Consider the following 12,544-nt stretch of genomic DNA (forward strand, 5'->3'; position numbering starts at 1 on the left):
AACTGTCGAGATCTTCCGGGGGAACCATGAGAAACGCCGTCGCCGTCCCTGCCCTTACGCTGCTGTTCCTCACCGGCTGCGGTGCGGCGGCCGCTGAGCCCGGCGCGCTGCCTGCTTCCGGCTCGGCCACCGCCGCACCGTCCGCCGAAACGGTCTCGCGGGACTCCGAAGAGCAAACCTGCGCAAAGCTCCTCGAGACCAACGGCGAAGGCCCCCTCTACCAGAGCATCTATCTCCTGCAGGTTGGTGACGGAACGAGCGGGTTTGGGGGAAGTGTCGAAACAGCCCGCACGCTGGGCCAAGAAGTCCATGGCATAGCCGGTCGGGCTCCGCATGACATGGAAGCCCCGCTGGAAGAGCTGGCCTCCCCCATGGACGCCACCGTCCAGCGGGCTGAGAACCCAGACGCCGCCTGGAGCGTCACCATCGAGACGTGGCAAAGCGCCGTCGCGGAACTCCTGACCCGCTGCGCACCCCACGAGACCGGCGCGGCGGCATCCCCCGCCGTCCCTGCCCCGGTCACCGCGGACACAACCAGCGCCGCCTACCCCGGCTACCCGTTGATCGTAGACACCGCGTCCCTGGACTACCGGGTTGCCGCCTGGTTCAGCGGCAGGCTGATCGATGGCCGGGTCGTTGCGCTGGTGCCGGGGCTCTACGCGCCTTATGACCCCAACGTTCCCGATCTGTCCTCCTACTACACCGCGGACCGGGTGGCCGGGGATGGGGTTCTGAAGCACATTGTCTTCCCCGGCTCCGGAAGCGCCGCCACCTGGTCAGGAGTAGGGCCCGGCAGCCAGGAGCCCCGGTAGGCATCCTGCAGGCGGGAATGTTTCACGGTTAAGCACCGTTGTCGCACTATGTAGATGCAAATGCATATACTTGTAGCTGGACCAGCCACCTTTGGAGGACACCATGCAGATCGGCGTATTCAGCGTCAGCGACATCACCCGTGATCCCGTCACCGGACGGATCCCCACGGAGGGCGAACGGATCAAGGCCGCCGTCGCCATCGCCAAGAAGGTCGAAGAAATCGGCATGGATGTGTACGCCACCGGTGAGCACCACAACCCGCCGTTCTACGCCTCCTCCCCCACCACGCTGCTGGGCTACATTGCCGCGCAGACCGAACGGATCATTCTCTCCACGGCCACCACCCTCATCACCACCAATGACCCGGTGAAGATCGCCGAAGATTTCGCCATGCTCCAGCACCTCGCCGACGGCCGGGTGGACCTGGTCCTGGGCCGCGGCAACACCGCGCCGGTCTATCCGTGGTTCGGCAAAAACATGCAGGACTCAGTGGAACTGACGGTGGAAAACTACAACCTGCTGCGCCAGCTCTGGGACAAGGAAACCGTGAATTGGGAGGGGAAGTTCCGCACCTCGCTGCGCAATTTCACGGCGACCCCCCGCCCGCTCGACGGCGTTGCGCCCTTTGTCTGGCACGGCTCCATCCGCACACCCCAGGTAGCGGAAATCGCCGCCTACTTCGGCGACGGCTTCTTCGCGAACAACATCTTCTGGCCGAAGGAGCATTACATGCAGCTCATCAGCCTCTACCGCGAACGCTACGAGCACTACGGCCACGGCCGTGCCGACCAGGCGATCGTGGGCCTGGGCGGGCAGTTCTTCATGCGCAAGAACTCCCAGGACGCCGTCAACGAGTTCCGCCCCTACTTCGACAACGCCCCCGTCTACGGGCACGGCCCCACCATGGAGGACTTCACGGCGCAAACACCGCTGACCGTCGGAAGTCCGCAGGAAGTTCTTGAAAAGACCCTGTCCTTCCAGGAGTACTTTGGCGACTACCAGCGCCAGCTGTTCCTGATCGACCATGCAGGCCTGCCGCTGAAGACTGTCCTGGAACAGCTGGACCTGTTCGGTGAATACGTGCTGCCGGAACTTCGCCGCGAGTTTGATGCCCGGCGGCCGGCCGATGTACCCGATGGTCCTACGCATGACGCACGGGTAGCCGCAGCTCAAAATTCGTCACGTTCCGCCGCTGTGCCAACTCTTCAGTAGGCTAAAGGCATGTCCCTCGATACCAGCAGCACCCCCGTTCGACAGGCAGCCGAAGCCTGGGAGTCCCTCTTCCGGACCCAGGTGGGAGTAATGCGCCGGTTGCAGCGGGACCCTGCCTTCAAGGAACTGTCGATGCGTGAGTATGACGTTCTGTTCAATCTCACCCGGTGCCCCACCGGCTGGATCCGGCTCAACGAGCTTAACGAGCACCTGCTGATCAGCCAGCCCAGCCTCAGCCGCATGGTGGAACGGATGGAAGCCAAGGGGCTGGTGCAGCGCCGGCCCGCGCAGCACGACCAGCGGGGCGTGGAGCTTTCCCTGACCGAGGAGGGGCTTGCCCTGCAGCGCCGGCTGGGGCGGGCACATGTGCGCGGAATCCACGATTTGTTGACGCCGGCACTCAGCGAGGCCGAACTGGCGGAACTGAAATCGCTGACCGACAAGATTCTGGCCAGTCTGGCCGCCAGCGACAGCTAAGGCATCGCCGAAGCACTTCTACCCGAACCACGGCGGGAGCCCAGTGGAGAACTTCAGCACCGATGCCATCCCGTCCCTGTCCGGAACCACAGCAATCGTCACCGGAGCCAACAGCGGATTGGGCCTGCAGACCGCGCTCGTCCTTGCCGCCAAGGGTGCCCGGGTGGAGTTGGCCTGCCGGGACCGGCAGCGCGGCGAAGCGGCGCAGGCGCGGATCCGCACTGAAACCGGAAACCGCAACGTTTATCTGCGGCAACTGGATCTTGCCTCGCTGGAGTCTGTTCGCCGGTTCGCAGCGGATCAGGAGGAACCGGTGGACCTCCTGATCAACAACGCCGGGGTCATGGCCACTCCGCACCGGACCACTGCTGACGGATTCGAGCTGCAGTTCGGGGTCAACCATCTGGGACACTTTGCCCTGACCGGCCTGCTGCTCCCGGTGCTGCGGCAGGCTCCGGCCGCACGCGTCGTCACCGTTTCCAGCCTGGCCCACCGCGGCGGGCGGATCGACTTCGAAGACCTCGCCGCTCAGCGCCGCTACCGCCCGTGGTCGCGGTACAACCAGAGCAAGCTGGCCAACCTGCTGTTCACGTTTGAGCTGAACCGGCGGTTCCAGGCCCACGGGGAGAAGCTGCTGGCGGTCGCCGCCCATCCCGGGTTTACCAACACCAACCTCACCTCCGGCATGAACCACCCGGCGACTCTGGACATCCTGGGCTCGTTCTTCCGCCTCTTGGGCCAAGCCGGAGCACTCGGAGCGCTGCCAACGCTTTATGCGGCAACCGCCCCCGAAGTCCTGGGCGGGGAGTTTTACGGTCCTGGCGGTCCGGGCCAGCTCCGCGGCCGTCCGGTGCTCGTCACCCCGGCTCCGCAGGCACTGGATCCGGACACCGCCCGGCGCCTCTGGGACGTCAGCACCGAACTCACAGGCGTCCGTTTTCCCGGACTCGACTAACGCCGTCGAACACCTAGCCGTTTGCGCTCCGGCCCTCCGGCGGTACGGAGATCGCGGGATCCGCCGCCGTCAGTGGCGGGTCCGCAAACGCCAGCCGCGGCACCAGCAACAACAGCCCGGCTGCAATGAACCCGGTCACCGAACATACTCCCCAAACAACCAGGTAGCCCGAGAGCGGCGCCGCCGTCTGTGCACCCTGGGCCCCGCCGCCCGCCAGGGCGTCCACAGCGGCGCTGGCCAGGGCAATGCCGAACACGGCGGAGGCGAACGAGCCGCCGATGGTCTTGGTGGTGTTCGTCAGCCCGGTGGCCATGCCCGTGCGGTTGCGCGGCGCCGCCGCGGCTGCGGCCGACGGCAGTGCCGCCACGAGTGCCCCCGATCCCAGCCCGGCAACGATCATGTTGGTCAGGGTTTGGGCCAGCGTGTCGTGGAAGGGCAGGAACAGCAGGTAGCCGAAGCCCACCAGCGCCGCCGCCCCGAACAGTGTCAGCCGCGGCGTGACGTACCGGGAGACCAGCGGGAACAGCAGGGCGCCGATCAGCACGGACAGGACGTAGGAGCCGATGATGATGGAGACGTCCCCCGCATCGAGCCCCAGACCGTAGCCGTGCATCTGCGGGTCGGTGCGGGCGAAGGTGGACATGGGGGCCTGTGCCCCGAGCACCGAGATGCCAAACAGGCCTGCGGTGAGCTGCACCGGCCACATGGCCGGATCCCGCAGCATCCGGAAATCCACCAGCGGATCGGTCCGCCCCAGTTCCCAGCGGACAAACGGCACAAACGCAGCAATCCCGGCCAGCAGGATTCCCCAGACCCACCAGGTGCCCGGGCCGTTGATCCGCAGGAAGCTCAGTCCGGAGGTGATGAGCAGCAGCCCGAACGCCAGCAGCAGGAAGCCCCGGCCGTCCAGGAGGCCGCCGGCCCGCTCAGGCGTTTCCGGAACACCGAACTGCACCGCGGCAATGCACAGGGTCACGGCCACCGCCGGAACCATCAGCGTCAGCTCCAGCCGTCCCGCGAAGACCTCCACCAGTGCACCGGCGGCCAGCGCACCGGCAATCACACCAAACTGCAGGGCGCCCACCAGAACGCCGGCGGCCTTGCGGGTGAGGGCTGCACCGCCGGGAGCCGCGGAGGCACGGCTGAAGATCAGTGCGATTTCCAGCGGCAGCCACACCACATAGAAGCCCTGCAGCGACCATGCGGCAAGAAAAGTCCAGAAGTCCGGTGCAAAGGCGACGCCCCACGACGCCGCCGCCGTCAGGATTGTGGAGACCAGCAGAATTCGCTTGTGCCCATAAATATCCCCCAGTTTAGCGAGCACCGGCACGGCGAGCGCGCTGAGCATCAGCTGGGCAGCCTCAAACCAGTTGACGTCGCCGTCGTTGATCCCCAGGTTCCGGGCAATGTCGGTGAGGATGGGCGTGTAGTACCCCTGCAGGATGCCGGAGGTGATTTCCACCAGGGCCAGGAACAGCACCACCGGTCCCAGCGAGCGCAGGCTGCGGCGCCCGACGTCGGCGGCCGGCGTCACTGCCCGGCCCCGAGTCCGCGCAGCAGGCGGGTGTAAAAGAGGATTCCTTCGCCGAAAGTCTCAATGCCCAGGGACTCGTTGTCCGCGTGGATGTTCGCCCGGTCCTGCCGGCTCATCCGGAACGGAGCGAAGCGGTACACGGCGTCGCAAATGCCGGTGAAGCGGCGCGAGTCCGTGCCGCCGAGCATGATGTACGGAGCGGTCACGGCGTCCGGAAACACCGCGGTGATGGTCTGCTCCAGCAGGGCAAACTGGGCGTTGTCCGTGGCCGAAACCGGTGACGGCTCATTGCCTTCGATCACCCGCAGGGAAACCGAGGAATCGGCGATGATCCGCTCCAGCCGCTGCACCGTGCCGGCCACCGTCTCCCCCACTGCAACGCGGATGTTGGCGTTGGCCGTGGCCCGGGACGCGATGACGTTGGAGGCGGAGCTGCCGTGCAGCTGCGTGACAACCACGGTGGTGCGGGTCAGGGCCCCGGGCTCGCCTCCCATGCGGGCCAGCACCCGGGTCAGCGGCCTCCGGAAGATGCGCAGGTTGCCGAACACCAGCCGCGCCGGAAACCGTGCCGAGGATGCCAGCCTGCCGATCATCTCGACTGTGGGCTCTGGCAGGAGCGCGGGCAGCGGTTTCGCGTCCAGCCGGGTGATGGCCCGGGCCAGGCGTGCGGTGGCTCCGCGGCGGTGCGGGGTGGAGGCATGCCCTCCGGCATCCTCGGTGGACAGTTCCACGTCCAGGATGCCTTTCTCGGAGACTCCCACCACGGCCACGGGCCGGTCCACGAAGGGAAAAGCCTGCCCGGCCACTGCGCCGCCTTCATCGAGCACCAGCCAGGGGCGGATGCCGCGGCCGGCCAGCAGTGCTGCGGCCGCTTCGGCGGTGTCGCCGGCTGTTTCCTCGTTATTCCCGAAAGACAGATAGATGTCCCGCACAGGGATGAACCCCGCCGCCAGCAGCTGTTCCACCGCTTCCAGGATGGCGGCCAGGGAGCCCTTGTCGTCCAGTGAACCCCGGCCCCAGATACGGCCGTCCGCAATCTCTCCGGAAAAGGGCGGATGTATCCACGACGCCGGGTCTTCCACAGGAACCACGTCGTAATGGGCCATCAGGACCACTGGGCCGCCGTCGTCGTCCGTTCCATTGCCCTGCCACCGGTACAGCAGTCCGTGCCCGTTGACCCGCTCCACGGGCAGGTTCCGGTGAACAAGGGGGAACAGTTCGGGCAGGGCATCAATAAAACTGTCAAACTCTTCGATGCTGACTTGCTGCGGGTCCCGGGAGGAGACGGTCCGGTAAGTGATGAGGCGGGAGAGCTTGGGGGCCGCCTCGGTGCCGATGGAGAGGGCCTCCCCGCCGGCGGTTTCCCGCACGCTGGATGACGTGGATTCGATATGCATGCCCAGAGTGTAACGGGCCTCACACGGAGCGCCGTTGGGGTAGCCTTGCTGCCACACCCCGCAGCCGCCCTCGCACGTCAGGAGATGAACATGACCAGCGCCGCCGTCCGTGTTCGGCCCCCGGTTGAAAGCGACGCTCCCCGGCTGGCCGACATCCATGTCTCGGCGTGGCGGGCTGCCTACCGGAACGTCATGTCCGACGAGTATCTGGACGGCCTGAATCCTGAGGCGCAGACCAGGGGCTGGCGGCGGAACATTACCGAGCCCAGACCTGGAACCTTCCATTTGGTCGCGGAAACGGACAGCGGGGTTGCCGGTTTCTGTATTTTCGGGCCCGCTGAAGGCGCGGCGGATTCGACTTCCGCGTCAGCGTCAGCATCAGCAACAGGTCAGCTGTATGCGATCAACGTGCATCCGGACTCGTGGGCTCAGGGTGTCGGTTCGGCCCTGTTTGCCGCTGCGGAAGAAAAACTCATGTCGCTGGGATATCACCGGGCAATGCTGTGGGTCGAAGCGAACAATGAACGGGCCATAGATTTTTACACCAAGCGGGGCTGGCTGGATGACGGCGGAACCCTGCAGGACACCCGGTTTGATCCACCCGTGGCAGAGCGCCGCCACAGCCGCGGCTTCTGACTGACAGCACCGCCGGCGGCGTTCCTGATGGGTGGATCCCGATCCCGGCCGGCATTGATACCGCTGCAGACTGCGACCATACTCAGGCCAAGCGCTTGCAGTTTATTGGAGAACCCTAAGACCTACCCTTGGGAGCGACATGTCCGGGACAGCACTGGCCAGATCAACCATGAGATTCGGAACCGGGCTCGGTATCGCCGCCGTCATTCTTATCGTTCTGGGTCCATTCATCAACAGGAATTTCGGTGTCGGAGATGCCATGGGCCTGCTGACTCCCCTGGTCTGGGAGGCGGCACCAGCAGCCGTGCTGATATCGCTGGCCTACCTGATACTGCTGGTGCTGTGCCTGCTGCTCTCCGCCGCACTTCTCACGACGTCCCTGGTTATCCGGCATGCGGCAGCAAGTGAAAAGGCAACGAGGACCAACGAATCTGCCTCCGTCACGGACTGACTGATGAGAAAAGCAACCGGTCAGGCCCGCAACCGCGCCGGGGCCAGTCCTCCCACTGCCGCCACGGCGGCAACCACTTCCTGTGCAGCCCGGTCGACGTCGCCCTCCCGGATAGCGGCCGTGAACGTGAACCGCACCGCCGTCTGCGCGGTCTCCCGGTCCAGCCCCATGGCGGTCAGCACAGCCGACGGTTCATCGGATCCGGCGGCACAGGCCGAGCCGCTGGAACACAGCACTCCGGCCCGTTCCAGTTCCAATAGCACCGCTTCCCCCGAGGTGCCCGGAAAGCAGAAGGAGGCGTGGCCGGGCAGCCGTTCGGTCCCGTGGCCGGTGAGCAGGGCGCCGGGAACGCCGCGCAGCACGGCATCGATCAGCCGGTTCCGCAGCGCCGAGGCGTGGCGGGCGGCGTCGTCGCGCTCCGCGGCTGCCAGCGCCAGCGCGGCAGCCATGCCCACAGCGCCCGCCACGTTCTCCGTGCCGGAGCGCCGGCCGCGTTCCTGCCCTCCCCCGTGCATCACCGGCTCAAGTGGCGGCGCTCCGCGCAGGTACAGCAGCCCGATTCCCTTGGGCGTGCCCAGCTTGTGTCCTGACAGGCTCAGCGCATCCACCCCCAGCGTGCCGACATCAAGGTCCAGCCAGCCGCCGGCCTGCACGGCGTCGGTGTGGAACGGGACACCGGCCGCACGGCAGCGGGCGGCAATCTCACCCACGGGCTGGATGGTGCCGACCTCGTTGTTGGCGTACATCACAGAGCAGAGCACCGTCTCCGGGGTCAGGGCCGCGGCGGCCTCCTCCGGATCCACCATGCCCGTTTCGTCCACCGGGAGCAGCATCACGCGGAAGCCGTGGCGGCGCCGGAGATAGTCCAGGGATTCCAGCACCGCAGGATGTTCGACGGCGGTGGAGACCAGCTGCGGCGAGGCGCCTGAGCGTTCATGAGCCGGGCGCTCCAGACGGTCCAGCCGGTCCAGCCGGTCCATCCGGTCCAGCCGGTCCATCCCCGTCAGGGCCAGGCCCTTCACCGCCAGGTTGTCTGCTTCGGTGCCCCCGGAGGTGAAGATGATTTCCCCGGGGCGGCAGCCGAGGACAGCGGCTGCTGTTTCCCGGGCCTCCTCCAGGGCACGGGCGGCTGATTCACCGGCCGAGTGGGAGCTGGAGGGATTGCCGAACTCGGTGGTGAGATAGGGCCACATCGCCTCCAGCACTTCTCGCCGGGGCGGTGCGGTGGCGGCGGCATCCAGATAGATCACCTCAGGTCCAGCCCCAGGTCCAGGGCCCGGACGCTGTGCGTGAGCGCCCCCGCGGAAATCAGATCCACTCCGGTGGCGGCGATCTGCGCGACCGTTTCGAGGCGAACATTGCCGCTGGCTTCGGTCAGGGCACGGCCGCCGATCAGCTCCACGCCGCGGCGCAGGTCCGCCGGATCAAAGTTGTCCAGCAGCACGGTGTCCGCGCCGCCGGCCAACACGGCTTCGATCTGGTCCAGCCGGTCCACCTCCACTTCGAAGTGCACGGTATGCGGCAGCCTCGCCTTGGCGGTTGCCAGCGCCTGTGCCAGGTCTCTGCCGCCGGCGGCGAGCAGCGCCAAATGGTTATCCTTGGCCATCACCGCATCCGAGAGGCTGAACCGGTGGTTGTATCCGCCGCCGCACCGGACAGCGTGGCGTTCCAGGATGCGCAGCCCCGGTGTGGTCTTGCGGGTATCGGTGATCCGGGCGGATGTGCCCGCGGTCCGCGCGACAAAGGCTGCCGTGAGGGTGGCGATGCCGCTGAGGCGCTGGGCCAGGTTCAGGGCCACCCGCTCTCCCGTCAGCACGGCACGGGCGGGTCCGCTGATTTCTGCCAGGACGGTTCCGGCCTCAAAAGACTCGCCGTCCCGGATCAGGAACTGCACCTCCGTTTCCGGGGAGGTGAGCCGGAACGCGGCCTCGATGACCCGCTCCCCGCAGAAGACGCCGGGTTCGCGGGCCGTGAGGACTGCCGTGGTCCGGGCCTCCTCGGGAACCAGGAGCTCGGAGGTGATGTCTCCCCACGGTGCATCTTCGGCGAGCGCCGCGGCAACAATGCGGTCCACGGCTTCCTGCGGAACGGACGCCGGAACCTGGGCGTGACGGGAAAGCGCCGTGCTGGTGGTCGCTGTGCTGGTGGTCATGGAGGTGTTTCCCTTCGAGGAGCTCATGCGGTGACCTCCGAAGTTGGATCAGCCCGCACCGCGCCCAGCGCGGCCGTCAGGCCGGCGATCCCGGTGCCGACGACGGCGATCACGGACGCGCCGCCAGCATCCGTTCCAGTGCCGTGCGGGCGGGCACGGCAACGGTGGCGGGAACGGTGATCCGGTTCAGGACCTCGCCCCGGACCAGGCCCTCGAGCACCCAGGCCAGGTAGCCGGGGTGGATCCGGTACATGGTGGAGCAGGGGCAGATCACCGGGTCCAGGCAGAAGATGGTGTGCTGCGGATACTGGGCGGCCAGCCGGTTGACCATGTTGATCTCGGTTCCGACGGCGAAGGTGCTGCCGTCTTCAGCGGCGTCGATGGCCTTGAGGATGTAATCGGTGGAACCGGACTCATCGGCGGCATCCACCACGGGCATGGGGCATTCGGGATGCACGATCACCCGGACGCCGGGGAAATCCGTCCGTGCCTTGGCGATCTGGGCAACGGTGAAGCGCTTGTGCACCGAGCAGAAGCCGTTCCAGAGCAGCACTTTGGACTCCTGCAGTTCCTCCACCGTGTTTCCACCCAGCGGCAGCCGGGGGTTCCACATCGGCATGGCCTCCAGCGGAATCCCCATCGCCTTGGCGGTGTTCCGGCCCAGGTGCTGGTCCGGAAAGAACAGCACCCGCCGGCCGCGTTCAAAGGCCCATTCCAGCACGGCTGCGGCGTTGGAGGAGGTGCAGACAATCCCGCCGTTTTCGCCGCAGAATCCCTTCAGTGCGGCCGACGAGTTCATGTAGGTGACCGGGATGACCGGCAGCCGGCCGTCGTCGTCGGGCTCCGGGCCGAAGAGCGCGGTGAGCTGCTCCCAGCACGCGGCCACCGAACCAATGTCGGCCATGTCCGCCATGGAGCAGCCGGCGGCCAGGTTGGGCAGCACCACGGCCTGGTCCTGACCGGAGAGCAGATCAGCGGTTTCAGCCATGAAGTGGACGCCGCAGAAGATGATGGCCTCGGCGTCGGGTTTGGATTTGGCAGCCTTGGCCAGCTGGAAAGAATCTCCTACGAAGTCCGCGTACCGGAGGACTTCGTCGCGCTGGTAGAAGTGGCCGAGGATGACGGCACGCTCGCCGAGCTTTTCCTTGGCAGCTTCGATCCGCCGGTGAAGTTCGGCGTCGGACGCCTGCCGGTATTCCTCGGGGAGGCTGCCCTGCCGGGGTGTGCCGGACGGGGCCGGATCGTGCATGGAGGCCCCTGGTCCGTAGTCCGGCAGCCGGGCGCCGTCGAGGTCCCAGGGCGGCATGGCCAGGTCCGGCGTGCAGGTGGTGGTGGAGGACTGTCCGCGGGCGGCGGCTGCGGCCGTAATCAACGCGACGGCGGCGGCAACACTGGGAGTCGAGGTACCGGGGGCATTGCTCATGGTTTAGTGCTCCGTTGCTGGGGTGGTCGGTGCTTGCGGGCCGAACGGTGAGGAATGCCCGGACAGCAGGGCTCCCGTGTAGCGGTAGAGGCGCGGCGGACGGTGTCTGCCGCCCTGCAGATACTGGTCCGTGGCCTCGATGTCCGGAGCCGCACGCAGCTGGCGGCGGAAGTTGGCAGGCTCCAGCTCGCGCCCCAGGACTGCTTCGTAGACTTCCCGCAGCTGCGCCAGGGTAAAGGTGTCCCCCAGGAAGGCGTAGGCAATGGAGCCGTATTCCATCCGGTTGCGAAGCCTCCACAGGGCGTACTCCACAATTTCGTTGTGGTCGAAAGCCAGCTCCCCCACCGCGGCGGCCGGAAACCAGCGGACGTTGTCGTCGTGCCGGGACAGCGCCGCCTCGTCGGGCTGGACAAGGGCCCAGTAGACGATGGATACCACCCGCGGCGTCGGCGACCGGTCGGTCCCGCCGAAGGCGTAGAGCTGCTCCAGGTACTTCGGCGCCAGCCCGGTGGTCTGCGCAAGGTTGCCTGCTGCGGCTTCCTGCAGGGACTCGCGTGCCCCGAGCGGCCCGCCGGGCAGCGCCCACAGGCCGCGGAACGGCTCGCGGATGCGGCGTACCAGCGGCAGCCACAGTGCGGGGCGGCCGGTTTCGGGATCCGGGCGCAGCGCAAAGATGACGGTGGAGATGGCCAGTGCCGGGGGTTGCCGTGCGCGTTCGGAAACGTTGGCGTATCCGTGCGCCGGCTGCTGGTAAACCATGGGCCCTTTCCGGCCGGTGACGTCCGGCAGCGGGAGTAAAAGTCAGGATGACTCTAACTCACGGCGGAGGGAATAGATGCGACCTGCGTCACATATGCGGGTGTGCCGCCGGCCCTCCCCGTTTCGGACCCCTGCCGGAGGAGGCGGCGCTGCGTCGCCGGCGCGGAGGACTATGCGGGATCGGCAGCCTGAAGCTCGGCCGGGTCCGCACCGGATGCCGCCTCCAACAGCGGAAGGGTCCGGCCCTCAAAATGCGTGTTCAGCACGATCACGGACGAGGACCGCACAATGGTGCGGGTGGCCACGATGGAATCAATGACGCGCTGCAGGTCGGAGTTGGAGCGGGCGGCAACCCGTGCCAGCAGGTCACTTTCCCCGGAGACGGTGTGGATCTCCTGGATTTCCGGAATGCGGGCCAGTGCGGCAACCACTGCATCGTGGCCAATGTCCTGGCTGATGGTCAGGGAGCAGTAGGCAAGCACCGCGTACCCCAGTGCTGCCGGGTCAATCCGCGGCCCCCACCCGGAGATCACTCCCGCCCGCTGCATTCGGTCCATTCTCGCCTGAACGGTGGCGCGGGCCACCTGCAGGGTGCGCGAAGCTTCGAGGACGGACATCCGGGGCTCGTCGGTGAACAACGCAATGATGCGTGCGTCCAGGGCGTCTGTTGGCATGCTTTCCTTCCCCAGCACGGCGATGTGCTGTGCAAACTGCAAGCATAGTGGCACAACTCAT

At 66.9% G+C, this 12,544-nt stretch carries 13 protein-coding genes; 6 read left to right on the forward strand and 7 right to left on the reverse strand.

The window, feature by feature from the left end; all coding sequences use genetic code 11:
- The first annotated feature begins 26 nt into the window (after positions 1–26).
- From MUG94_RS11805 to MUG94_RS11820, 4 genes are all read left to right on the forward strand, one after another.
- On the forward strand, positions 27–812 hold the full coding sequence (locus MUG94_RS11805; protein ID WP_227906244.1) for a hypothetical protein: 786 nt from the start codon (positions 27–29) through the stop codon (positions 810–812).
- 103 nt (positions 813–915) lie between these two features.
- The gene (locus tag MUG94_RS11810) at positions 916–2,025 is read left to right on the forward strand and encodes an LLM class flavin-dependent oxidoreductase (protein ID WP_227906245.1); all 1,110 of its coding nucleotides are present in this window, start codon (positions 916–918) and stop codon (positions 2,023–2,025) included.
- A 9-nt stretch (positions 2,026–2,034) separates the two neighbouring features.
- Positions 2,035–2,502 (forward strand): MarR family winged helix-turn-helix transcriptional regulator, encoded by a 468-nt coding sequence (locus tag MUG94_RS11815; RefSeq protein WP_227891914.1) that lies wholly within the window; start codon positions 2,035–2,037, stop codon positions 2,500–2,502.
- A gap of 43 nt (positions 2,503–2,545) precedes the next feature.
- A complete protein-coding gene (locus tag MUG94_RS11820; RefSeq protein WP_227906246.1) occupies positions 2,546–3,457 on the forward strand; it encodes an oxidoreductase in 912 nt (303 codons plus the stop codon).
- A gap of 13 nt (positions 3,458–3,470) precedes the next feature.
- On the opposite strand, the gene MUG94_RS11825 is transcribed toward MUG94_RS11820, so the two are convergent.
- Complete coding sequence (locus MUG94_RS11825) at positions 3,471–4,991, reverse strand: MFS transporter (RefSeq protein ID WP_227906247.1); 1,521 nt, start codon at positions 4,989–4,991, stop codon at positions 3,471–3,473.
- Entirely contained in the window at positions 4,988–6,388 is a 1,401-nt protein-coding gene (locus tag MUG94_RS11830; RefSeq protein ID WP_227906248.1) for a M20/M25/M40 family metallo-hydrolase, read from the reverse strand. The genes MUG94_RS11825 and MUG94_RS11830 overlap by 4 nt, the downstream gene beginning before the upstream one ends.
- Before the next feature lie 90 nt (positions 6,389–6,478).
- Here MUG94_RS11830 and MUG94_RS11835 point away from each other — a divergent pair, with 90 nt between their 5' ends.
- Together MUG94_RS11835 and MUG94_RS11840 are read left to right on the forward strand one after the other, a co-directional pair.
- Positions 6,479–7,024: a GNAT family N-acetyltransferase gene (locus MUG94_RS11835; protein ID WP_227906249.1), complete on the forward strand. Its 546-nt coding sequence runs from the start codon at positions 6,479–6,481 to the stop codon at positions 7,022–7,024.
- A gap of 169 nt (positions 7,025–7,193) precedes the next feature.
- On the forward strand, positions 7,194–7,475 hold the full coding sequence (locus MUG94_RS11840; RefSeq protein WP_227906250.1) for a hypothetical protein: 282 nt from the start codon (positions 7,194–7,196) through the stop codon (positions 7,473–7,475).
- 20 nt (positions 7,476–7,495) lie between these two features.
- Here the strand turns inward: MUG94_RS11840 and MUG94_RS11845 are convergent, their stop codons facing one another.
- The 5 genes from MUG94_RS11845 to MUG94_RS11865 all read right to left on the reverse strand — a co-directional run bounded on the left by MUG94_RS11845 (position 7,496) and on the right by MUG94_RS11865 (position 12,483).
- Positions 7,496–8,725, reverse strand: coding sequence for a cysteine desulfurase family protein (locus MUG94_RS11845; protein ID WP_227906251.1), 1,230 nt, complete (start codon positions 8,723–8,725; stop codon positions 7,496–7,498).
- Positions 8,722–9,654 carry a carboxylating nicotinate-nucleotide diphosphorylase gene (gene nadC / locus MUG94_RS11850; protein ID WP_423724264.1) on the reverse strand — a complete coding sequence of 311 codons (933 nt, stop codon included), beginning with the start codon at positions 9,652–9,654 and terminating at the stop codon, positions 8,722–8,724. Before nadC ends, MUG94_RS11845 begins: the two co-directional genes overlap by 4 nt.
- An 82-nt stretch (positions 9,655–9,736) precedes the next feature.
- Positions 9,737–11,050, reverse strand: a complete 1,314-nt coding sequence (nadA, locus tag MUG94_RS11855) for a quinolinate synthase NadA (protein ID WP_227906252.1) — start codon at positions 11,048–11,050, stop codon at positions 9,737–9,739.
- 3 nt (positions 11,051–11,053) lie between these two features.
- Positions 11,054–11,809, reverse strand: coding sequence for an NUDIX hydrolase (locus tag MUG94_RS11860; RefSeq protein WP_227906253.1), 756 nt, complete (start codon positions 11,807–11,809; stop codon positions 11,054–11,056).
- A 170-nt stretch (positions 11,810–11,979) separates the two neighbouring features.
- Positions 11,980–12,483: an Lrp/AsnC family transcriptional regulator gene (locus MUG94_RS11865; protein WP_227891923.1), complete on the reverse strand. Its 504-nt coding sequence runs from the start codon at positions 12,481–12,483 to the stop codon at positions 11,980–11,982.
- Between the last annotated feature and the right edge of the window lie 61 nt (positions 12,484–12,544).

Source organism: Arthrobacter gengyunqii (genome assembly GCF_023022985.1).
GTDB classification, from domain to species: Bacteria; Actinomycetota; Actinomycetes; order Actinomycetales; family Micrococcaceae; genus Arthrobacter_B; species Arthrobacter_B gengyunqii.